The organism is Oceanicola granulosus HTCC2516 (assembly GCF_000153305.1).
Lineage (GTDB): Bacteria > Pseudomonadota > Alphaproteobacteria > Rhodobacterales > Rhodobacteraceae > Oceanicola > Oceanicola granulosus.
On sequence record NZ_CH724107.1, the window covers coordinates 1,976,574 to 1,998,915 of the forward strand.

At 71.3% G+C, this 22,342-nt stretch carries 21 protein-coding genes and 1 tRNA gene; 16 read left to right on the top strand and 6 right to left on the bottom strand.

All coding sequences use genetic code 11. From position 1 onward, the window contains the following. The first annotated feature begins 92 nt into the window (after positions 1 to 92). The gene (locus OG2516_RS09540; protein WP_007255453.1) at positions 93 to 1,943 is read left to right on the top strand and encodes an acyltransferase family protein; all 1,851 of its coding nucleotides are present in this window, start codon (positions 93 to 95) and stop codon (positions 1,941 to 1,943) included. A gap of 46 nt (positions 1,944 to 1,989) precedes the next feature. Here the strand turns inward: OG2516_RS09540 and OG2516_RS09545 are convergent. Next, a tRNA-Arg gene (locus OG2516_RS09545) sits at positions 1,990 to 2,066 on the bottom strand. Positions 2,067 to 2,176: 110 nt separating this feature from the next. On the opposite strand from OG2516_RS09545, the gene OG2516_RS09550 reads away from it, so the two are divergent. Then, entirely contained in the window at positions 2,177 to 3,199 is a 1,023-nt protein-coding gene (locus tag OG2516_RS09550) for a LacI family DNA-binding transcriptional regulator (protein WP_040615061.1), read from the top strand. An 18-nt stretch (positions 3,200 to 3,217) separates the two neighbouring features. Here the strand turns inward: OG2516_RS09550 and OG2516_RS09555 are convergent, their stop codons facing one another. Then, a complete protein-coding gene (locus OG2516_RS09555; protein WP_156799306.1) occupies positions 3,218 to 3,580 on the bottom strand; it encodes a hypothetical protein in 363 nt (120 codons plus the stop codon). 189 nt (positions 3,581 to 3,769) lie between these two features. On the opposite strand from OG2516_RS09555, the gene OG2516_RS09560 reads away from it, so the two are divergent. From OG2516_RS09560 to OG2516_RS09610, 11 genes are all read left to right on the top strand, one after another. Then, entirely contained in the window at positions 3,770 to 4,594 is an 825-nt protein-coding gene (locus tag OG2516_RS09560) for a manganese catalase family protein (RefSeq protein WP_007255456.1), read from the top strand. A gap of 82 nt (positions 4,595 to 4,676) precedes the next feature. Then, the gene (locus tag OG2516_RS09565) at positions 4,677 to 5,225 is read left to right on the top strand and encodes a hypothetical protein (protein WP_007255457.1); all 549 of its coding nucleotides are present in this window, start codon (positions 4,677 to 4,679) and stop codon (positions 5,223 to 5,225) included. A gap of 78 nt (positions 5,226 to 5,303) precedes the next feature. Continuing rightward, complete coding sequence (locus tag OG2516_RS09570; protein ID WP_245544283.1) at positions 5,304 to 6,203, top strand: sugar kinase; 900 nt, start codon at positions 5,304 to 5,306, stop codon at positions 6,201 to 6,203. Then, complete coding sequence (locus tag OG2516_RS09575) at positions 6,200 to 7,678, top strand: UxaA family hydrolase (protein ID WP_007255459.1); 1,479 nt, start codon at positions 6,200 to 6,202, stop codon at positions 7,676 to 7,678. Before OG2516_RS09570 ends, OG2516_RS09575 begins: the two co-directional genes overlap by 4 nt. 24 nt (positions 7,679 to 7,702) lie before the next feature. Beyond that, positions 7,703 to 9,106: a glucuronate isomerase gene (uxaC, locus tag OG2516_RS09580; RefSeq protein WP_007255460.1), complete on the top strand. Its 1,404-nt coding sequence runs from the start codon at positions 7,703 to 7,705 to the stop codon at positions 9,104 to 9,106. Then, complete coding sequence (locus OG2516_RS09585; protein WP_007255461.1) at positions 9,103 to 10,518, top strand: mannitol dehydrogenase family protein; 1,416 nt, start codon at positions 9,103 to 9,105, stop codon at positions 10,516 to 10,518. The genes uxaC and OG2516_RS09585 overlap by 4 nt, the downstream gene beginning before the upstream one ends. 26 nt (positions 10,519 to 10,544) lie before the next feature. Further along, positions 10,545 to 10,979, top strand: coding sequence for a type II 3-dehydroquinate dehydratase (aroQ, locus tag OG2516_RS09590; protein WP_007255462.1), 435 nt, complete (start codon positions 10,545 to 10,547; stop codon positions 10,977 to 10,979). Then, complete coding sequence (locus OG2516_RS09595) at positions 10,979 to 11,668, top strand: nitroreductase family protein (protein WP_007255463.1); 690 nt, start codon at positions 10,979 to 10,981, stop codon at positions 11,666 to 11,668. The genes aroQ and OG2516_RS09595 overlap by 1 nt, the downstream gene beginning before the upstream one ends. Positions 11,669 to 11,675: 7 nt before the next feature. Continuing rightward, a complete protein-coding gene (locus tag OG2516_RS09600) occupies positions 11,676 to 13,190 on the top strand; it encodes a malonate--CoA ligase (RefSeq protein WP_007255464.1) in 1,515 nt (504 codons plus the stop codon). Positions 13,191 to 13,247: 57 nt separating this feature from the next. Continuing rightward, on the top strand, positions 13,248 to 13,889 hold the full coding sequence (locus OG2516_RS09605) for a DUF5872 domain-containing protein (protein WP_007255465.1): 642 nt from the start codon (positions 13,248 to 13,250) through the stop codon (positions 13,887 to 13,889). 68 nt (positions 13,890 to 13,957) lie between these two features. Then, positions 13,958 to 14,980, top strand: coding sequence for an aspartate-semialdehyde dehydrogenase (locus OG2516_RS09610; protein ID WP_007255466.1), 1,023 nt, complete (start codon positions 13,958 to 13,960; stop codon positions 14,978 to 14,980). 78 nt (positions 14,981 to 15,058) lie between these two features. On the opposite strand, the gene serA is transcribed toward OG2516_RS09610, so the two are convergent. Together serA and OG2516_RS09620 are read right to left on the bottom strand one after the other, a co-directional pair. Then, positions 15,059 to 16,651 carry a phosphoglycerate dehydrogenase gene (gene serA, locus OG2516_RS09615; RefSeq protein ID WP_007255467.1) on the bottom strand — a complete coding sequence of 531 codons (1,593 nt, stop codon included), beginning with the start codon at positions 16,649 to 16,651 and terminating at the stop codon, positions 15,059 to 15,061. A 65-nt stretch (positions 16,652 to 16,716) separates the two neighbouring features. Next, complete coding sequence (locus tag OG2516_RS09620) at positions 16,717 to 17,862, bottom strand: phosphoserine transaminase (RefSeq protein ID WP_007255469.1); 1,146 nt, start codon at positions 17,860 to 17,862, stop codon at positions 16,717 to 16,719. 223 nt (positions 17,863 to 18,085) lie between these two features. Here OG2516_RS09620 and serB point away from each other — a divergent pair, with 223 nt between their 5' ends. Next, entirely contained in the window at positions 18,086 to 18,958 is an 873-nt protein-coding gene (gene serB / locus OG2516_RS09625; protein ID WP_007255470.1) for a phosphoserine phosphatase SerB, read from the top strand. An 89-nt stretch (positions 18,959 to 19,047) separates the two neighbouring features. Continuing rightward, a complete protein-coding gene (locus OG2516_RS09630) occupies positions 19,048 to 19,668 on the top strand; it encodes a TetR/AcrR family transcriptional regulator (protein WP_007255471.1) in 621 nt (206 codons plus the stop codon). A 3-nt stretch (positions 19,669 to 19,671) separates the two neighbouring features. Here the strand turns inward: OG2516_RS09630 and OG2516_RS09635 are convergent, their stop codons facing one another. Further along, positions 19,672 to 20,388 (bottom strand): NYN domain-containing protein, encoded by a 717-nt coding sequence (locus tag OG2516_RS09635; protein ID WP_007255472.1) that lies wholly within the window; start codon positions 20,386 to 20,388, stop codon positions 19,672 to 19,674. Positions 20,389 to 20,620: 232 nt separating this feature from the next. Further along, complete coding sequence (locus tag OG2516_RS09640) at positions 20,621 to 21,733, bottom strand: S-(hydroxymethyl)glutathione dehydrogenase/class III alcohol dehydrogenase (RefSeq protein ID WP_007255473.1); 1,113 nt, start codon at positions 21,731 to 21,733, stop codon at positions 20,621 to 20,623. Between the two features lie 101 nt (positions 21,734 to 21,834). Between OG2516_RS09640 and OG2516_RS09645 the strand changes: the two genes are divergently transcribed. Beyond that, positions 21,835 to 22,200: a hypothetical protein gene (locus OG2516_RS09645; protein ID WP_007255474.1), complete on the top strand. Its 366-nt coding sequence runs from the start codon at positions 21,835 to 21,837 to the stop codon at positions 22,198 to 22,200. Positions 22,201 to 22,342 lie beyond the last annotated feature (142 nt).

Here is a 22,342-nt window from a genome sequence, read left to right on the forward strand (position 1 = left end):
CCTTGCAGACACCGCCTGCGCGGTCAAGTCGGGGCGGCGCGGCAGCGGGCCGTTCACCCTTCCTTCACCAATCGCGCGGCAAGCTGCGCGCGATGGAGTACAGAGCGCATATCGACGGTCTGCGGGCGGTGGCGGTGCTGCCCGTCGTGCTGTTTCACCTCGACCCGCGGCTCGCGCCCGGCGGGTTCGTCGGGGTCGACGTGTTCTTCGTGATCAGCGGCTACCTCATCACCCGCCTGCTCTGCGAGGAGCTCGCGGCCGGCCGCTTCGGCCTCGCCCGCTTCTACGCCCGCCGCGCGCTGCGCCTGCTGCCGGCGCTGGTGGCGATGCTGCTCGGCGTCGCCGCGCTCTCGGCGGCGCTGCACCTGCCGCACGAGCAGGCGGCGCTCGGGCGGGCGATGCTCGCCGCCGTCAGCTTCACCGCCAACGTCTGGTTCTGGAGCGAGGCCGGCTACTTCTCCGCCCCCGCCGAGGCGCAGCCGCTGCTGCACACCTGGTCGCTCGCCGTCGAGGAGCAGTTCTACCTGCTGTTCCCCCCGCTCCTCGCGCTCCTCGCCACGCGACTGCGCCGCTGGCTGATGCCCGTCCTCGCCACCCTCACCGCGCTGTCCTTCCTCGCGGCGCTCCGGGCCAGCGCCGCCGCGCCCGACGCCGGCTTCTACCTGCTGCCGTTCCGGGCATGGGAGCTCGGCCTCGGCGCGCTCCTCGCCCTCGCCCCCCGCCTCCCGGCGCTGCGCGGCGCGGGCGCGCTCGGGCTGGCCCTGATCCTGCTCCCCGTCTTCCTCTACGACGCGACCGTCGCCTTCCCCGGCTGGCGCGCCGCGCTGCCCGTACTGGGGGCGATGCTGCTCGTCGGCTGGGGCGGCACCGGCCCGCTCGCGCCGCTGCTCGGTGCGCCGCCGCTGCGCGCGATCGGGCGGATCAGCTACAGCCTCTACCTCTGGCACTGGCCCCTGCTGGTGTTCTGGCGCGTCGCGGGCGGCGGCGACAGCGCGGCCGACACGGCCCTGCTCCTCGCCGCCAGCCTGCTCCTCGCCGCGCTCTCCACCGCCTTCGTCGAGCGCCCCTTCCGCACCCTACGCGCCCGCCGCGCGCCGCCGGCACCCGTCCTCGCGAGCGCCGCCGCCGCGCTCGCGGGCGTCGCGCTGGTCGGCCACCTCGCGGCACAGGGCCGGCTGGCGCGCCACGTGCCGGCCGAGGTCGCCGCGCTCGCCGCCGTCGCCGAGTACGCCGCCACGCCCGTCCACCAGCGCCAGTTCCGCAAGGGGGCCGGAGGCTGCTTCATCGGCCGGGGCGACGGCGGCTTCGCAGCCTACGACGTCGCCCGCTGCGCCACCCCCGACCCGCGCCGCCCGAGCGTCCTGCTGTTCGGCGACAGCCACGCCGCGCAATACTGGCGCAGCCTGCACGACGCGCTGCCGCACGCGCGCGTGCTGCAGGCCACCGCCTCCGGATGCAGGCCGCTCCCCGCCACGCCGGGGGAGCCGCGCTGCACCGACCTGCGCGCCTGGGTCTACGGCGAGCTGTTGGCCGGGGTCCGCCCGGCGGCGGTGGTGCTCGGCGGGCGCTGGCAGGCCGCCGACCTGCCCCGCCTCGCCCCCGCCCTGGCCCGGCTCTCGGCGCAGGCGGACGAGGTGATCCTGCTCGGCCCGGTCCCGGAATACGACCGCCCCCTGCCCCACCTCCTCAGCCGCGCCGCGCTCGGCGGCACCGTCCCGGGCGACCACATCCGCGCCGACCGCTTCGCCCTGAACCGCGAGATGCGCGCCATCGCCCGGCGCGCCGGCGTCACCTACATCGACGTCATCGCCCGCCTCTGCCCGGGCGGCGCCCCCTGCGCCACCCACGCCAGCGACGGCACGCCGCTGCAATTCGACTACGGCCACCTCACCCTCGCCGGCGCGACGGACATCGTCGCCGGCCTCGCCCTGACGTTCGACTGACCCACGTGACCGGCCAACAGGCCGGCCGCGCGCGCTGAAGGAGGCGTGGCGACCCCGGCAGGACTCGAACCTGCAACCTATCCCTTAGGAGGGGATTGCTCTATCCAGTTGAGCCACGGGGCCACGCCGCCCCTCATACGGCCCCGACGGCCCATCGCGCAAGGCCGCCGTCGGGCTTGGACACGGGCGCGGCCTCGGGCATAACCGGCGCGACAGTGACCAGGACCCGGCCCGTGAGCATACCTCCCAGACGCCCCCTCACCCTGCGCGACGTGTCCGAAGCCTCGGGCGTCAGCGAGATGACCGTCAGCCGCGTGCTGCGCGGCAAGGGCGACGTGAGCGAGGCGACGCGCCTCAAGGTGCAGGAGGCGGCCAAGCGGCTCGGCTACGTGCCCAACAAGATCGCCGGCGCGCTGGCCTCGAGCCGGGTCAACCTCGTCGCGGTGGTGATCCCGTCGCTCAAGAACATGGTGTTCCCCGAAGTGCTCGCCGGCGTGTCGCAGACGCTCGAGAACAGCCAGCTGCAGCCCGTCGTCGGGGTGACGGACTACCTCCCCGAGAAGGAGGAGAAGGTGCTGTTCGAGATGCTGTCGTGGCGGCCCTCCGGGGTCATCGTCGCCGGGCTCGAGCACTCCGAGGCGTCGCGGGCGATGCTGGCGCGGGCCGATTGCCCGGTCGTCGAGATCATGGACACCGACGGCGACCCCATCGACGCCTGCGTCGGCATCTCGCATCGCCGCGCCGGGCGGGTGATGGCCGAGGCGATCCTCGACGCGGGCTACCGCCGCATCGGCTTCCTCGGCACCAAGATGCCGCTCGACCACCGCGCCCGGAAGCGGTTCGAGGGCATGACCCGCCGCCTCGGCAAGGCCGGGGTGGAGATCGCCGACCAGGAGTTCTACTCCGGCGGCTCGGCGCTCGCGAAGGGGCGCGAGATGACGGAGGCGATGCTGGCGCGCACGCCCGACATCGACTTCCTCTACTATTCCAACGACATGATCGGCGCCGGCGGACTGCTCTACCTGCTCGACAAGGGCATCGATATCCCCGGCCGGATCGGCCTCGCGGGCTTCAACGGCGTCGAGCTGCTCGACGGCCTGCCGCGCCAGCTCGCCACGATGGACGCCTGCCGCCGCGAGATCGGCGAACGGGCCGCGCGGATCGTCCTCGCCCGCCACACCGGCGAGCAGGCCGAGGCCGAGAAGGTCGAGCTGTCGCCCACCCTCAGCCTCGGCGACACCCTCGCCCGGCGCTGACCGGGCGCGGGCCCGGTCTCAGCTCACCTCGCGCAGGTCGCCCACCTGGCCGTCGCGCACCGCGCAGCGCCAGATGTCGCCGTTGGCGCGCATCCGCACCAGCGTCACGCCGCGCACCACCTCCGTCTCGATCACCCGCGCCGGGCGGCCGTCGTAGGCGCGGTTGACCGCCTGCACGCAGGCGCGCTGATCGTCGCTCAGCCCGTCGCGCTCGCGCCGCGCCATGACCGCGTCGCGGTCCGGCAGGGTCTGGCGGGTCATCTCGAGCGGGGTGCCGCGATTGTCGTCGGCCACGGCGAAGTCGCCCGCCTCGATGCACCCGCCCAGGGCGGCCAGCGCGGCGGCGGCGATGGCTGCCCGCATGCAGTTGATGTTTCTCACGATAACACTCCGTTCGCTTGCGGCGCAGCCTCCGCCGCGCCGGACATTGGCGGCGATGTTAGGCCCGCCCCGCGCGCCGCGCCAGCCTCTTAGCAAACAGCAACGCCGGACCGTCGGCGGGAACCGCGCCGGGCACGGACCGTTTGCACCGCACTTCCATCCCACCTCAAGGCGACAAGGAGCCGTCCCATGTTTCACCACTCGAGCAAGCTGCAATACGAGGTCCGTGTCGATACCCCCGATCCCCAGTTCGCCAAGTTCCTCCAGCAGGCGATCGGCGGCGTCGAGGGCGAGATCCGTGTCGCGATGCAATACTTCTTCCAGGCGATGGGCGCGCGCGGCGACGCCAAGTACCGCGACATGCTGATGATGACGGCCACCGAAGAGCTCAGCCACATCGAGTTCCTCGGCCACGCCGTCGCGCTCAACCTCGAGGGCGCCCCGGTGACGGTGCAGGAAGAGGCCGCCAAGGACCCGATCGTCAACGCGATCATGGGCGGCATGAACCCGCGCCACATCCTGTCGTCGGGCCTGTCGGCGATGCCGGTCAACGCCAACGGCGTGCCCTTCGACATGAGCCACGTCTACGCCACCGGCAACCTCGCCGCCGACATGACCGCCAACGCCATGGCCGAAGGCTCCGGCCGGGTGCTCGCCAGCCGTCTCTACAACATGACCGACGATGCGGGCATGAAGGACATGCTGTCGTTCCTGATCGCGCGCGACACGATGCACCAGCAGCAGTGGCTGGCGGTGATCGAGGAGCTCGGCGGCATGGAGGCGATGCTGCCGATCCCGAACTCCACCCCCGAGGAGCACGAGGCGACCGAGCACAGCTACTACTTCCTCAACACCTCGCTCGACGAGCCGACCCCCGAGGGCCGCTGGACCAAGGGCAAGTCGCTCGACGGCAAGGCGGAGTTCTCCGTCGTCAGCCCGCCCGAGCCGCTGGGCCAGAAGCCCGACCTCGGCAAGGCGCGCAAGCACAGCGGCGCGCAGAAGGAGCAGATGTAAGCGACTTCCCGTGCGGGGTCGGGCCGGCCTTGACCCCGCACCCACCAGCGCCGACGCTCCGCCCCGACAGGAGCGCGCGCCGATGAACACCCCCGCACACATGGCCCTCAGCCTCGCTGTTCTCGGCCGCGAGCGGCGGCGGGGGGCGTGGGCGGTGATCCTCGCCGGCGGCCTGCTGCCTGACCTGTTCCTGTTCCTCGAGCACTTCACCGGCCGCGGCCCCCTCACCGCGCAGCTGGTGATCGTCTTCAATTCCGCCGTCCTCTACGCCGCCCTCGCCGCGCTCGGCCTCGCGCTACGGCTCTGGTGGCTGCCGCTGCTGGCGCTCTCGGCGCTGCTGCACATCGCGCTCGACCTGCCGCTCCACGCCACCGACGCCCGCGCCCATTTCTGGCCGCTCACCGACTGGACCTTCGCCAGCCCGTTCTCGTTCTGGGACACCGGCCACCACGGCGCGCTGATCGGCACGCTGGAAGGCGTGCTCTTCGCGCTCTGCCTCGTCATCGTCTGGCGGCGCTGCGAGACCTGGGCGCAGCGCGCCCTCGCGGCGCTCGGCGGCCTCGTCTACGCCGCCGCCTTCGTCCACTTCGCCGGCCATGCCTTCGCCGGGCAGCATTGGGCGATCTGGTAAATTCCCCTGCGGCTGCGTATGAGCGGTCACATCCAGTCAGCGCCGGGGGAGGACGCGGTCGATGTCGCGGGGAACGATTTGAAGAGGTTTGTCTGCGTCGGCGAGGCGATGATCGAGCTGTCGGGCGACGAGACCCGGGGCTGGGCCCTCGGCGTCGCGGGCGACACGCTCAACACCGCCTGGTACGCGCGGCAGGCGCTCGGCGATGACTGGCGGATCGACTACGTCACCCGCATCGGCACCGACCGCTTCTCCGAGCGCATCGCCGCCTTCTGCGAGGCCGAGAACATCGGCACGCGGCACGTCTCCCGCGACCCGATGCGCGGCGCGGGGCTCTACGCGATCTCGCTCGACGCCGACGGCGAGCGCAGCTTCACCTACTGGCGCGGCGAGTCCGCCGCCCGCCACCTCGCCGACGAGGCCCTGGCGCTCGACGCCGCCTTCGACGGGGCCGACATGATCTACTTCAGCGGCATCACGCTCGCGATCCTCGCGCCCGACGCGCGCGCCCGGCTGCTCGAGCGGATCGACAGCAGCGGCGCGCCCTGCGCGTTCGACACCAACTACCGCCCCCGGCTCTGGGAGACCGCCGGCGCGGCACGCGAGTGGATCACCCGCGCGGCGACCGTCGCCCGCATCGTGCTGCCCTCGGCCGACGACGACGCCGCCTGCTTCAACGACGCCCACGCCCACGCCACCGCCGACCGCTACGCGACGCTCGGCGTGCCCGAGGTCGTCGTCAAGAGCGGCGGCGGCGCGCTGCACCTGCGCTTCGACAACGACGCCTTCGTCATCGACGATCTGCCCCGCGTCACTCCCGTCGACACCACCGGCGCGGGCGACAGTTTCAGCGCCGGCTACCTCGCCGCGCGGCTGACGGGCGCGAATTGCCTCGACGCCGCCCGCGCCGGACACGATGTTGCAATGCGCGCGGTGCAAGGGCCCGGCGCGCTGGTTCGTATGGAGAATGGTCAATGAGCCTCGTGCTGCACCCGAGCGACGACGTCGAGATCGTCACCGCCCCCACCGAAATCGGCGGCACCCGCCTGACGCCGGGCCACAAGCTCGCCCGCCACCCGCTCGCCACGGGCGCGGCGGTGCGCAAGTTCGGCCAGGTGATCGGCTACGCCACCACCGACATCGCCACGGGCGACCACGTCCACAGCCACAATTGCGCCTTCGGGGCGCACGACCAGGATTACCGCGTCTCCGACGGCCTCGACGCCGCCCGTGCGGCGCTGCCGGCACCGGGCGAGGCGACGTTCCAGGGCTACCGCCGCGCCAACGGCCAGGTGGGCACGCGCAACTACATCGCGCTGGTGGCGACGGTGAACTGCTCGGGCACCGTGATCCGCCGCGCCGCCGAGATCCTCAACGCCCGCCTCGCCGACGAGCCCGCCATCGACGGCGTCGTCGCCTTCGCCCACGGCTCGGGCTGCGGCATGGCCCAGACCGGCACCGGGGCCGATTTCCTCTCCCGCGTGCTCTGGGGCCACGCCACCCATCCCAACGTCGGCGCCGCGGTCTTCGTCGGGCTCGGCTGCGAGGTGTTCCAGGTGGCGCGGATGAAGCAGGCCTACGGCGGCAACCCCGACCGCTTCCACGGCCTGACCATCCAGGACAACGGCGGCACCGCGCAGACCATCGACACCATCGTCGCCCGGGTCATGGACCTCGTTCCCGAGGTCGCGAGCGCCCGCCGCACCCCCTGCCCCGCCTCCGAGCTGAAGGTCGCGCTCCAGTGCGGCGGCTCCGACGGCTTGTCGGGCATCACCGCCAACCCCGCCCTCGGCGTCGCCTCCGACATGCTCGCCGCGCTCGGCGGCTCGCCCATCCTCGCCGAGACGCCCGAGATCTACGGTGCCGAGCAGCTGCTGCTGTCGCGCGCCGCCGACGGGGCGGTCGCCGACAAGCTGATCGAGCGGGTGCGCTGGTGGGAGGCCTATACCGAGATGCACGGCGGCTCGATGGACAACAACCCCTCGCCCGGCAACAAGGCCGGCGGGCTGACGACGATCCTCGAGAAGTCGCTCGGCGCGGTCGCCAAGGCGGGCCAGGGGCCGCTCGCGTCGGTCGTCGACTACGCCGCGCCCGTGACCACCCCCGGCCTCTGCTTCATGGACAGCCCCGGCTTCGACCCGGTCTCCGTCACCGGCCAGATCGCCGGCGGCGCGCAGGTCGTCGTCTTCACCACCGGGCGCGGCTCCGCCTTCGGCTCCAAGCCCGCGCCGACGATCAAGCTCGCCACCAACGACGCGCTCTGGCAGCGGATGGAGCCCGACATGGACATCAATTGCGGCGACGTCGTCTCGGCGCAGGTGCCGCTGGCCGACAAGGGCCGCGAGATCTTCGACATGATCCTGCGGGTCGCCTCGGGCGAGGCCACCAAGAGCGAGGCGCTCGGCCTCGGCGACAACGAGTTCGTGCCGTGGCAAGTCGGCGCAGTGATGTAGAGTGACGGCAGGAGAGGAGTCCCGATGAGCCTGCTGCACCCCGACCGCCTGTTCCCCGCCGAGCCCGGCGCCCGCGCCGTGGCCCGCGAGCTCTACGAGGCGATCGGGGATGCGCCGATCCTGTCGCCGCACGGCCATTGCGACCCGGCCTGGTTCGCCGGCAACGAGCCCTTCCCCGACCCGGCCCGGCTCTTCGTCGTCCCCGATCACTACGTCTTCCGCATGCTCGTCAGCCAGGGCGTGCCGCTCAACGCGCTCGGCGTGCCGCGCGTCGACGGCGGCGAGACGGAGCAGGACCCGCGCGCCATCTGGCGGCTGTTCGCGGCGCACTACCACCTGTTCCGCGGCACCCCGACGCGGATGTGGATCGACCACGCCTTCGAGACGGTCTTCGGCGTCACCGAGCGGCTCTCGTCGGACACCGCCGAGCGCATCTACGACCAGATCGCCGAGCGCCTGACCGATCCGGCCTACCGCCCCCGCGCGCTGTTCGAGCGGTTCGACATCGCGGCGCTCGCCACCACCGACGGCGCGCTCGACGACCTCGCCCACCACGAGGCGATCCGCGACAGCGGCTGGGGCGGGCGGGTGATCCCGACCTATCGCCCCGACGCGGTGACCGATCCCGAGTACGAGGGCTTCGCCGCCAACGTCGCCGCGCTCGGCCGCCTCACGGGGGAGGACACCTCGCACTGGGAGGGCTACCTCGCCGCCCACCGCGCCCGCCGCGCCGACTTCCGCGCCCTCGGCGCCACGGCGACGGACCACGGCGTCCTCACCGCCCGCACCGCCGACCTGCCCCCGGAAGAGGCCGCGGCGCTCTACAAGGCGTGCCTCGAGCGGCCGAGCCCCGTCGAGGCCGCCCTGTTCCGCGCCCAGATGCTCACCGAGATGGCGCGGATGTCGGTCGAGGACGGCATGACGCTCCAGATCCACGCCGGCTCCCTGCGCAACCACAGCGCAGAGGTGCTCGCTCGCCACGGCCGCGACAAGGGCTTCGACATCCCCCAGGCGACCGACTACGTCCACGCGCTCAAGCCGCTGCTCGACGCCGTGGGCATGGAGCCCGGCCTCACGGTGATCCCCTTCACCCTCGACGAGACGGTCTATGCCCGCGAACTCGCCCCCCTCGCGGGCGTCTACCCCGCGCTGACCCTTGGGCCGCCCTGGTGGTTCCACGACAGCTTCGAGGGGATGCTGCGCTTCCGCCGCCAGACCGGCGAGACCGCGGGCATCTACAACACCGCCGGCTTCAACGACGACACCCGCGCCTTCTGCTCGATCCCCGCCCGCCACGACGTCGCCCGCCGGACCGACTGTCACTGGCTCGCCACCCTCGTCGCCGATCACCGCATCGGGCTCGACGAGGCGCACGAGATGGCGCAGGCGCTCACGAGCGGCCTCGCCCGGAAGGCCTACAGCCTATGATCCGCCTGCATCGCCTCGGAGACCCGCCCGCCGCCGGCATCGTCCATCTCGGGCTCGGCGCGTTCTTCCGGGCGCACGGGGCGATCTACATCCAGGAGGCGATGAAGGCCTCGGGCGGCGCCTGGGGGATCACCGGCGTCAGCCTCAAGAGCCCCGGCACCCGCGACCGGCTTACGCCACAGGGCGACGTCTACAACGCCGTCGAGCTCGCGCCCGACGGCGTGCATCCCCGGCTCGTCACCTCGATTCGCGAGGTGCTCGTCGCGCCCGAGGAACCGGCGGCGGTGCTCGACGCGCTCTACCGCGCGAAGATCGTCACCCTGACGATCACCGAGAAGGGCTACTGCCACGTCCCCGCCACCGGCCGGCTCAACCCGCACCACCCCGACATCGAGGCCGACCTCTCCGAGCCGAGCCACCCGACCTCGGCGCTCGGCTACCTCGTGCGCGCGCTCCAGCACCGCCGGCACATGGACATCGAGCCGTTCACCGTCGTCTCCTGCGACAACATCCCCGAGAACGGCCGGCTGCTGCGCCGGCTGGTGCTCGACCTCGCCGGGCTGATCGACACCAACACCGCCGACTGGATCGAGAGCCACGGCCGCTTCCCCTGCACCATGGTCGACCGCATCGTCCCCGCCACCACCGACGCCGACCGCGACCGCGTCGAACAGCTCACCGGCCACCGCGACGAGGCGCCGGTGATGCACGAGCCGTTCCGCCAGTGGGTGGTGGAGGACGATTTCGTCGGCGGCGCCCGCCCCGATCTCGCCGCCGCCGGGGTGGAGCTGGTCGACGACGTCGCGCCCTACGAGCACATGAAGCTGCGGATGCTGAACGGCACCCACTCCTCGCTCGCCTATCTCGGCTACCTCGCCGGCTGCGAGACCGTCGCCGACACCGTCGCCCGCCCGGCCTTCGCCGGCTTCGCCCGCCACCTCTGGGCCGAGGAGATCGCCCCCGTCCTGACGCCGCCGTCCGGCGTCCCGCTCGCCGACTACGCCGCCCGGCTTCTCGAGCGCTTCCGGAACCCGGCAATCCGCCACCGCACCTGGCAGATCGCGATGGACGGCAGCCAGAAGCTGCCCCAGCGCATCCTCGCCACGCTCGCCGAGGGGCTCGAGGCGGGCCGCCCGCAGGCGGGGCTGCTGCTCGCCGTGGCGGCCTGGATGCAATACACCTCCGGCCGCACCCTCGCCGGCGAGGCGATCGAGGTGAAGGACCCGGCCGCCGACCGCCTCGCCGCGCACTGGCAGGCCGACGACGTCGTCGCCGCCTACCTCGCCGACGACGAGGTCTTCGCCCCCGCCCTCGCCGAGCGTCTGCACGGCCCGCTGAGCGACGCGCTCGGGTCACTGCGCCGCGACGGCCCCGAGGCGGCGGCTGGACGCATCGCGGGCGCTGCCGCATAAAGCCCCGGCGACAGACAGGAGCGCCCGTGCCCACGATCCACATCCTGAACGGCCCCAACCTCAACCTGCTGGGCAAGCGCCAGCCCGAGGTCTACGGCCACGAGACCCTCGCCGACGTCGAGGCCGCCTGCACCGCGCTCGCGGGCGAGCTCGGCCTGACCACCGCGTTTCACCAGTCCAACCACGAGGGCGGGATCGTCGAGCTGATCCACGCCGCGCGCGAGGCGGCGCAGGGCATCGTCATCAACCCGGCCGCCTACACCCACACCTCCGTCGCGATCCTCGACGCGCTGCACACCTTCGAGGGCCCGGTGATCGAGGTGCATATCTCCAACGTCCACCGCCGCGAGAGCTTCCGCCACCACTCCTACGTCAGCCTGCGCGCCGACGGGGTGATCGCCGGCTTCGGCACCGACGGCTACCTGATGGCGCTGCGTCGCATGGCGCGCCTGCTCGGCTGATGGTCTCCCGCGCCGCCCTGTCCTACGAGGCCGTCCCGCTCGCGCCGCCCGCGCCGCCCACCGACGCCGAGAGCGCCACCGCCGCGCTGGCCTATTACGAGCGGATGAAGACCCGCCACACGGTGCGCGACTTCACCGACCGCCCGGTGCCGCGCGCGGTGATCGAGGCCGCCGTGCGCACCGCCGGCACCGCCCCTTCCGGCGCCAACCACCAGCCCTGGCACTTCGCCGCGATTTCCGACCCGGCGCTCAAGCAGCGCATCCGCGAGGGCGCCGAGGAGGAGGAGCGCGCCTTCTACGCCGGCGGCGGCGGCGACGAGTGGATCAAGGCGCTCGAGCCGCTCGGCACCGGCGCCGAGAAGCCGCACCTCACCGTCGCGCCGTGGCTGATCGTGATCTTCGCCCAGCGCTACGGCACCTTCGACGACGGCACCCGCTTCAAGAACTACTACGTCCCCGAGAGCGTCGGCATCGCCACCGGCTTCCTCGTCGCCGCTCTGCACCATGCCGGCCTCGTCTGCCTGACCCACACGCCCAACCCGATGCGCTTCCTCAACGACCTGCTCGGCCGGCCCGCCTCGGAGAAGCCGGTGATGATCCTGCCCGTCGGCCACCCCGCGCCCGACGCCACCATCCCGAAGGCGGCGACGCTGAAGAAGCCGCTCGACGAGATCCTGTCCGTGTTCTGAGCCCGCCATGCCCGACGTGAACCCGCTCTACGACCACCTGTTCGGCCGCCACGCCGGCAGCGACGTCACCTTCCTGCACCTGCCCGACGAGGCGCTGAGCTACAGCGCCTTCCTCGCCCGCGCCGCCGGCTTCGCCCACGCACTGAGCCGGCTCGGCCTGGCGCCGGGCGACCGGGTCGCGGTGCAGCTCGACAAGAGCGCCGGGATGCTCGCCGTCTACGCCGCCTGCGTGCAGGCCGGGCTCGTCTTCCTGCCGCTCAACACCGCCTACACTCCCGCCGAGGTCGACTACTTCCTCGGCGATTCCGGCGCCCGGCTGTTCCTCACCCCGACCCGCGCCGCCGGCGAGCTCGGCACGCTCGCCGCCCGCCATGGCGCCGCCCACGGCACCCTCGACAGCGACGGCGGCGGCAGCCTCGGCGATCTCGCCCGCAGCCAGCCCCGCACCTTTCCCACCGTGCCGCGCGCCCGCGACGACCTCGCCGCGATCCTCTACACCTCCGGCACCACCGGCCGCTCGAAGGGCGCGATGCTGAGCCAGCAGAACCTGCTCTCCAACGCCGAGACCCTCGCCGGGCTCTGGCGCTTCAGCGCCTCCGACGTGCTGCTCCACGCGCTGCCGCTGTTTCACACCCACGGGCTGTTCGTGGCCACCAACGTCACCCTGCGCGCCGGCGGCGCGATGGTGCTGCTGCCGAAGTTCGACCTCGACGCGCTGCTCGGCTGGATGCCCCGCGCGACGGCGCTGATGGGGGTGCCGACCTTCTACACCCGCCTGCTCGCCGACGAGCGCTTCACCGCCGAGCGCGCCAGCGGAATGCGCCTCTTCGTCTCCGGCTCCGCGCCCCTGCTGGCCGAGACCCACCGCGCCTTCGAGGCGCGCACCGGCCACCGCATCCTCGAGCGCTACGGCATGACCGAGACCAACATGTCCTGCTCCAACCCCTACGACGGCGAGCGCCGCCCCGGCACCGTCGGCCCGCCCCTGCCCGGCGTCGAGGCGCGGGTCTGCGACGAGGCCGGCACCGAGCTGGCACGCGGCGAGACGGGCGTGCTCGAGGTGCGCGGGCCGAACGTGTTCCGGGGCTACTGGCAGATGCCGGAGAAGACCGCCGCCGAGCTGCGCCCCGACGGCTGGTTCATCACCGGCGACCTCGCCACCATGTCCGACGACGGCTACGTCACCATCGTCGGGCGCGCCAAGGACCTGGTGATCTCGGGCGGGCTCAACGTCTACCCCAAGGAGGTCGAGGAGGCGCTCGACGCGCTGCCCGGCGTCGGCGAGAGCGCGGTGATCGGCGTGCCCCACCCCGACCTCGGCGAGGCGGTGGTGGCGGTGATCGCCCACGGCCCCGGCCCCGCGCCCGACGCGGACGCGCTGGCCGACGCCCTCGCCGGCCGCCTCGCCCGCTTCAAGCAGCCGCGCCGCTACCTGTTCGTCGAGGCGCTGCCGCGCAACACGATGGGCAAGGTCCAGAAGGCCGCCCTGCGCGCCGAGCACGCCGGCCTCTTCGCCCCCTGAGCGGAACCGCCCGTCCGCGCCGCCGTTCGCCTCTCGACACACAGCGAAAGGCGCGGCATGGCCGAGGCGGAGCGCACCAACCCCCAGCTCTGGGAGCAGGTGAAGCGCGAGATCACCGAGGGCGACAAGGGCGGCAAGCCCGGCCAATGGTCGGCGCGCAAGGCGCAGATGGCGGTGCGCGAGTACAAGAAGCGCGGCGGCGACTACGAGGACGGCGGCCTCGCGCAGGACGAGACCTCGCTGCACCGGTGGACCGAGGAGGAGTGGGGCACCCGCTCGGGCGAGAAGAGCGGCGAGACCGGCGAGCGCTACCTGCCCCGCGAGGTGCGGATGCTGCTCACCGAGGACGAGTACGCCCGCTCCACCCGCAAGAAGCGCGACGGCAGCGGCCAGTTCGTCGCCCAGCCCGACGACGTGCGCGACAAGGCCGCCACCATCCGCCGCGACGGCCCGACCCTCGCCATCCTGCGCGCCCGCGCCACCGACCTCGGCCTCGAGGTGCACGAGGCGATGGGCAAGGCCGAGCTCCACGCCGCCATCGAGGAGGCCACCGACGCCGACGGCCGCCCCCGCGATCCGTCCCGCGTGCTGTCGCGCCAGACCAAGGCGGCGCTCTACGCCCTCGCCCGCGCGCGCGGCATCGAGGGGCGCAGCAGGATGACCAAGGCCGAACTCCGCACCGCTCTCACCGGCGGTTGACCCTGCGGGCCTTTCCCTTCCGCGCCGCTTGACGTATCAGGCGCGCGTCTCAAACGCAGGAGCCATTCATGGGCTACAAAGTCGCCGTCGTCGGCGCCACGGGCAACGTGGGCCGCGAAATGCTGAACATCCTCGCCGAGCGGGCCTTTCCCGTCGATGAGATCGCCGCGCTCGCGTCGCGCCGGTCGATCGGCACCGAGGTGAGCTTCGGTGATAAGACCCTCAAGACCCAGGACCTCGAGCAGTTCGACTTCACCGGCTGGGACATCGCACTCTTCGCCATCGGCTCGGACGCCACCAAGACCTACGCGCCCAAGGCCGCCGCCACCGGCTGCGTCGTGATCGACAACTCGTCGCTCTACCGCTACGACCCGGACGTGCCGCTGATCGTGCCGGAAGTGAACGCCGACGCCGTCCACGGCTATTCCAAGAAGAACATCATCGCCAATCCGAACTGCTCGACCGCGCAGATGGTGGTGGCGCTCAAGCCGCTGCACGACCGCGCCAGGATCAAGCGCGTGGTGGTCTCGACCTACCAGTCCGTCTCGGGCTCGGGCAAGGACGCCATCGACGAGCTCTGGAACCAGACCAAGGGCATGTACGTCCCCGGCCAGGAGGTCGAGCCGTCGGTCTATCCCAAGCAGATCGCCTTCAACGTGATCCCCCATATCGACGTCTTCCTCGACGACGGCTCCACCAAGGAAGAGTGGAAGATGGTCGCCGAGACCAAGAAGATCGTCGACAGCGCGATCAAGGTCACCGCGACCTGCGTGCGGGTGCCGGTCTTCGTCGGCCACGCCGAGTCGATCAACATCGAGTTCGAGGACTTCCTCGACGAGGACGAGGCCCGCGACATCCTGCGCGAGGCGCCGGGGATCATGGTCGTCGACAAGCGCGAGGACGGCGGCTACGTCACGCCCGTCGAGTGCGTCGGCGATTTCGCGACCTTCATCAGCCGCATCCGCCAGGACAGCACCATCGAGAACGGCATCAACCTGTGGTGCGTCTCCGACAACCTCCGCAAGGGCGCGGCGCTGAACGCGGTGCAGATCGCGGAAGTGCTGGGCAGCAAGGTGCTCCAGAAGGGCTGACGCGGGGAGGGGCCGGGCTGAAGCCCGGCCTACGGCAACGAAAAAAGGCGGCTCCGGAACCGGGGCCGCCTTTCTCGTTCAGACCTCGAACTGCAGCGTCTTGACCTGCCGGAACATGCCCGTCTGCTTCAGCGCGTCGAGCGCCTTCGCCGGCACTTCCTCGTCCACGTAGAGCAGCGCGATCGCCTCGCCCTTGGCCGCCGAGCGGCCGAGCGTGAAGTTGGCGATGTTCACTCCGTTCGACCCCATCGTGGTGCCGAGCGTGCCGATGATGCCGGGCACGTCCTCGTTGGTCGTGTAGAGCATGTGCTGGCCGATCTCGGCGTCGATGTTGATGCCCTTGATCTGGATGAAGCGCGGCTTGCCGTCGCTGAACACGGTGCCCGCGATGGAACGCTCGCGCTTCTCGGTGACGACGGTGACCTTGATGTAGCCCTCGAAGGCGCCCGACTGGTCCTGCTTCGTCGTCGAGATCTGGATGCCCCGCTCCTTGGCGATGACCGGCGCCGAGACCATGTTCACGTCCGGGTTGCCGGCCTTCATGATCCCCGCGACGACGGCGGAGGTCAGCGCCGAGAGGTTCATCTGCGAGGCCGCGCCGTCGTAGAGGATGTTGATCGCCTTGATCGGTTCGTCGGTCATCTGGCCGATGAAGTTGCCGAGATGCCCCGACAGCTTGATCCACGGCCCCATGATCTTGGCCTCTTCGGCCGTCACCGAGGGCATGTTCAGCGCGTTCTGCACCGCGCCGGTGATCAGGTAGTCGGCCATCTGCTCGGCCACCTGCAGCGCGACGTTCTCCTGCGCCTCGGTCGTGGCCGCCCCGAGGTGCGGGGTCACGACGACGTTGGGCAGGCCGAACAGCGGGTTCTCCTTGGCCGGCTCCTCGGCGAACACGTCGAAGGCCGCGCCGGCGACGTGGCCGTCCTTGAGCGCGTCCGCCAGCGCCTGCTCGTCGACGAGGCCGCCGCGCGCGCAGTTGATGATCCGCACGCCCTTCTTCGTCTTGGCGAGGTTCTCGCGGCTCAGGATGTTCTTCGTCTGCTCCGTCAGCGGCACGTGCAGGGTGATGAAGTCGGCGCGCGCCAGCAGCGCGTCGAGCCCGACCTTCTCGACACCGAGCTCGGTGGCGCGCTCCTCCGACAGGAACGGATCGTAGGCGACCACCTTCATCCGCAGCCCCACCGCGCGGGTGCAGACGATGCCGCCGATGTTGCCCGCGCCGATCACGCCGAGCGTCTTGCCGGTCAGCTCGACGCCCATGAAGCGCGACTTCTCCCACTTGCCCGCATGGGTCGAGGCCGACGCCTCGGGGATCTGGCGCGCGACGGCGAACATCATCGCGATGGCGTGCTCGGCGGTGGTGATCATGTTGCCGAAGGGGGTGTTCATCACGATGATGCCCTTCTTCGACGCGTGCGGGATGTCGACGTTATCGACGCCGATGCCGGCGCGGCCGATGACCCGGAGGTTGTCGGCGGCGGCGATGACCTTCTCGGTGACCTTGGTCGCCGAGCGGATGGCGAGGCCGTCGTACTGGCCGATCACCTCGAGCAGCTTGTCCTTGTCCTTGCCGAGGTCGGGCTGGAAGTCGACGTCGATGCCGCGGTCGCGGAAGATCTGCACGGCGGCTTCGGAGAGCTTGTCGGAAATGAGAACGCGGGGAGCCATATCACCTGGTCCTTGCATGGAATTGAAACGTAGGGTGCGCATTCATCGCGCACCCCCATCGCCCGTCAGGCGAGCGCGTCGATCTCTTGGTGGAACGCCCAGTCGAGCCACGGCAGCATCGCCTCGATGTCCGCCGTCTCGACCGTCGCACCGCACCAGATCCGCAGGCCCGCCGGGGCGTCGCGGTAGGCGCCGATGTCGAGCGCAACGCCCTCGGCCTCGAGCCGCTTGGCCACCGCCTTGGCGAAGGCCGCGCCGTCGGTGATGCGCGCGTCGGTGAACTTCAGGCAGACCGAGGTGTTCGAGCGCGTCGCGGGATCCTCGGCGAGGTTGGCGAGCCAGTCGACCCGCGCGCAGAAGTCCCAGATCGCCTGCGCGTTGGCGTCGGCCCGCGCCTTCAACGCCGCCAGTCCGCCGATCTCCTCGGCCCAGTCGAGCGCGAAGAGGTAGTCCTCGACGCAGAGCATGGAGGGGGTGTTGATCGTCTCGCCCCGGAAGATGCCCTCGTTCAGCTTGCCGCCCTTGGTGAGGCGGAAGATCTTGGGCAGCGGCCAGGGCGGGCTGTAGCTCTTGAGCCGCTCGACGGCGCGGGGCGACAGGATCAGCATGCCGTGCGCCGCCTCGCCGCCCATGACCTTCTGCCAGGAGAAGGTCGTCACGTCGAGCTTGTCCCAGGGCAGGTCCTGCGCGAAGGCCGCCGAGGTGGCGTCGCAGATCGTCAGGCCGGCGCGGTCGGCCGGGATCGCGCTGCCGTCGGCGACCCGCACGCCCGAGGTCGTGCCGTTCCAGGTGAAGACCACGTCGGTGTTGAAATCGACCTCGGCGAAATCCACGATCGCGCCGTACTCGGCGGTCTTCACCTCGGCGTCGATCTTGAGCTGCTTGACCACGTCCGTGACCCAGCCGGCGCCGAAGCTCTCCCAGGCCAGCATCGTCGCCTTGCGCGCGCCGAGCAGCGACCACATGGCTATCTCGACCGCCCCGGTGTCGGAAGCGGGCACGATGCCGATGCGGTAGTCGTCGGGGATGTCGAGGATCGCGCGGGTGCGCTCGATGGCGTCCTGGAGCTTCGCCTTGCCCACGGCGGCACGGTGCGACCGGCCCAGCGGGGCGTCGGACAGCGCGTCGGGGGTCCATGTGGGGGGCTTGGCGCAGGGGCCGGAGGAAAAGCGCGGATTGTCCGGCCGCGCGGCCGGTTTCGTCGGTGCCATGTCTGATACCCTCACAGATATGCGCCTCTCGTTGGGGAGAGGTGTCCCGCCGCCGCAGATACGGCCACCATCGCGCCGCGGCAAGCCGCAAACGACGGCCCGCGGCACCCCGGAAGCGGAAAGCGGCATCCGCGCGGCCACTATCGGAAACACCGCCGGGGGCTTGCCCTCGCGCGGCGGATCGGGCTTGGAAGGCGAAACCGCGCCTGAAGGAGCCCTACGGATGCACATCGCCACCCTCGTCGCCGCCCCGGGCCGCCTCGCCCCCGCCATGGTCGAGACCCTGCGCAACGCCTGGGGCGGCGGCGATGCCGTCTGGCTCGCCCCCGACGAGACGGCGGAGTTCGCCGTCGCCGAGGTTCCGGGCCATGCCGAGGACGTCTGGCGCAGCCTGCAGGACGAGGGTGTCGACCTCTGCGTCCAGCCCGCCCAAGGCCGGCGCAAGCAGCTGCTCATCGCCGACATGGACAGCACCATGATCCGGCAGGAATGCATCGACGAGCTGGCCGAGGTCGCCGGCGTGGGCGAGCGGGTCCGCGAGATCACCGCCCGCGCGATGAACGGCGAGCTCGACTTCGAGGGCGCGCTCCTGGCCCGCGTCGCGCTGCTCGAGGGGCTGCCCACCACCGTGATCTCCGAGGTCCTGGCCGAGCGCATCACCTACATGCCCGGCGGCGCGGCGCTGGTGGCGACGATGAAGGCCGACGGCGCGCGCACGGTCCTCGTCTCCGGCGGCTTCACCGCGTTCGCCGAGGCGGTCGGCGCCACCCTCGGCTTCGACCGGGTGCAGGCCAACGAACTGCTCGAGCACGACGGCGCCCTGACCGGCGACGTCGCCCGCCCGATCCTCGGCCGCGACGCCAAGGTCGAGGCGCTGCGCCGCGAGACGGCCGCGCTCGGCCTCGGCCCCGAGGCGGCGCTCGCGGTGGGCGACGGCGCCAACGACCTCGGCATGCTCGGCCTCGCCGGCACCGGCGTCGCGCTCCACGCCAAGCCCGCCGTCCAGGCCGAGTGCAGACTGCGCGTCAACCATGGCGATCTGACCGCGTTGCTCTACCTCCAGGGCTACGCCCGCGACGAGTTCGCCACGCCCTGACCTGTCGGTACCCTGTCGCTGACCGCCGCGTCGTCGCTTGTGGGAACTGAACCGGACGGTTTATGGTTGAATGCAACAGGAGGAGACTGATGCCCGACGGAAGCGGCGGCGAGATCAAGAAAGGACGCAAGTTCGAGCAAGTGCTCGAAGGCGCGCGCCGGATCTTCATGGCCGACGGCTACGAGGGCGCCAGCGTCGACGACATCGCCCGCGCCGCGAAGGTCTCCAAGGCGACCCTCTATTCCTACTTCCCCGACAAGCGGTTGCTGTTCCTCGAGGTCGCCAAGGGCGAGTGCGCCCGCCAGGCCGACCTCGCCACCGCGACCATCGACCAGTGCCGCCCCGTGCGCGAGGTGCTGACCGAGGCCGGCATGACCCTCGTGCGCTTCGTCACCTCCGCCTTCGCGCGCGGCATCTTCCGCCTCTGCGTCGCCGAGGCCGAGCGCTTCCCCCAGCTCGGCCGCGAGTTCTACCAGAGCGGCCCCGCCATGGGCCGCGCCCGGTTCGTCGAGTATTTCGAGAGCGCCATCGAGCGCGGCGAGCTGAAGATCGACGACGTCGAGCTCGCCGCCGAGCAGTTCCAGGAGCTCTGCAAGGCCGACCTGTTCCAGCGCATGATCTTCTGCAACACGCACGACTTCACCGACGCCGAGATCGAGCGCGTCGTCACCGGGGCCGTCGACGTGTTCCTCGCCCGCTACGGGGCCTGAGGCTCAGTCGATCCGGCGGATCAGCAGCTGGTTGTCGGGCCCGCGCTTCGTCTCGAACACCTTCAGGTCCTTGACGAGATCCGACAGCTTCTTCTTGCCGTAGGTGCGGGTGTCGAAGTCGGGATCGGCGGCGGTGATGAACTGGCCGAGCGGGCCCAGCGCGTACCACTCGTCGTCCTGCTCGATCGCGTCCATCGCCCGCAGGATGATGTCGCGCGCCTCGAGCGGCGAGCGCTCGTCGGCGGCCTTGGCCTCGCCCCTGGGGGCCTTCTCGTCGGTCTGCGCGCCGAGGTTTTCGAGGAAGATGAACCGCTTGCACGCCTTGCGAAACGCGTCCGGCGTCTTCTTCTGGCCGATCCCGTAGACGTCAAGCCCCTGCTCGCGGATGCGGCTGGCGAGGCGGGTGAAGTCGCTGTCGGAGCTGATGAGGACGAACCCGTCGAACCGCCCGGTATGGAGCAGGTCCATCGCGTCGATCACCAGACTGATGTCGGACGAGTTTTTTCCCACGGTGTTGGCCGGTGAATGGTGCGGCACGATCCCGTGCTCGGCCTGCACCCGGTTCCACCCGGCCATCTGCTGGCTCGAGAAGTCCCCGTAGCAGCGCCGCACGCTGGCCTCCCCGAGCGAGGCGATCTCCTCGAAGATCGCGCCAGCGTGGCGCGGCGAGGTGTTGTCCGCATCGATGAGGACGGCGAGGAGGGGGCGATCATCAGGCATGAGGAGCAGTGTAGACTCTCGAGCGCGCCGACCCAATCCGCAATCGTCATGGCCAGCGGACGAGCGCCGGGATTACCTCGCGACAGTCAAGTCGCCACCCGGCCGCCTCGCCCGCAACGCGGCGCCGGTTGCCGGCCGGGGAGCCTCCGGCGGGGATATTTGAAGGACAGAGAACGGGGCGGGCGCCCGGAGGGTGCCGTAGGCCGGGCTTCAGCCCGGCCCGCGCCGCCCGTCAATACACCACCACCGACCGGATCGACTTGCCCTCGTGCATCAGGTCGAACCCCTTGTTGATCTCGTCGAGTCCCATCGTGTGGGTGATCATCGGGTCGATGTCGATCTTGCCGTCCATGTACCAGTCCACGATCCGCGGCACGTCCGTCCGCCCCCGCGCCCCGCCGAAGGCGGTGCCGCGCCAGGAGCGGCCCGTCACCAGCTGGAACGGCCGCGTCGAGATCTCCGCCCCCGCCGGCGCGACGCCGATGATGATGCTCTCGCCCCAGCCCTTGTGCGCCGACTCGAGCGCCGTGCGCATGACGTCGACGTTGCCCGTCGCGTCGAAGGTGTAGTCGGCGCCGCCCTTGGTCAGGTGCACGAGGTAGGCGACGAGATCGCCCTCCACCTCGGACGGGTTGACGAAGTCCGTCATCCCGAACCGCTCGGCCATCTGCTGCTTGTCGTCGTTGAGGTCCACGCCGACGATCTGGTCCGCCCCGGCGAGCCGCAGCCCCTGGATCACGTTGAGCCCGATCCCGCCGAGCCCGAACACGATCGCCCGGCTGCCGATCTCCACCTTCGCGGTGTTGATGACCGCCCCGATCCCCGTGGTCACGCCGCAGCCGATGTAGCAGATCTTGTCGAACGGGGCGTCCTCGCGGACCTTTGCGAGCGCGATCTCGGGCAGCACCGTGTGGTTGGCGAAGGTCGAGCAGCCCATGTAATGCAGGATCGGATCGCCATCGAGCGTCGAGAACCGGCTCGTCCCGTCGGGCATCAGCCCCTGCCCCTGGGTCGAGCGGATCGACTGGCAGAGGTTGGTCTTCGGGTTGAGGCAATACTCGCACTCGCGGCACTCGGGCGTGTAGAGCGGGATCACGTGATCGCCCGGCTTCAGCGACGTCACCCCGGCGCCGACCTCCACCACCACGCCCGCGCCCTCGTGGCCGAGGATCGCCGGAAACAGCCCCTCGGGATCGGCGCCCGACCGGGTGAACTCGTCGGTGTGACAGATGCCTGTGGCCTTCACCTCGACGAGCACCTCGCCGGCGCGCGGGCCCTCGAGGTTGACGTCCATGATTTCGAGCGGCTTTCCAGCGGCGGTGGCGACGGCGGCACGAGTGCGCATGGGAGGCTCCTTTGGCGTGGCATGACTTTCCGGCAACGCTGCTGGAACCATGCGCAAAGATCAACCTTGCGTGCGTGGGGAGCGCGTGGCCTTAGTCGGCCATGAACATCAAACTCGCCCTGCTGCTGCCCGCCTTCGCCCTCGCCGCCTGCGACGAGATGCCCGTCTCGACCGGGGCCGAGGAGGTCTCGATGGCCGCGCCCGTCGTGGTGCCGTTCGTGCCCCGCCAGCCCGAGGTCAACGACCCGTCCGACCCGTGCTTCGCCGGCTCCTACCTCGACCTGCTCGGGCGCAACGTGGACAACACGATCATCCAGCCCCCCGGCGGCCTGCGCATCGACCGCCCCGGCCTGCTCGAGGCCGCCTTCGACACCGCCGAGCCGCTGCCGGCCGAAGAGCGCGTCCCGACGCGCCTGTCTGTCAGGGTCGACGCCGCCGGCACCATCGAACAGGTCTATTGCGGCTGACCCGCCCCGCTGGTCCCGCGGCGCGCATCCATCTGCGCCGCCTCCCGCCTGTAGGGTGCGCATTCATTGCGCACCCCCCGCCTCTCCCACTCCACCTCCCTCGCCGGCCTTGATTTGCCCCCCGCAAGGCGCAAGTGTCTCT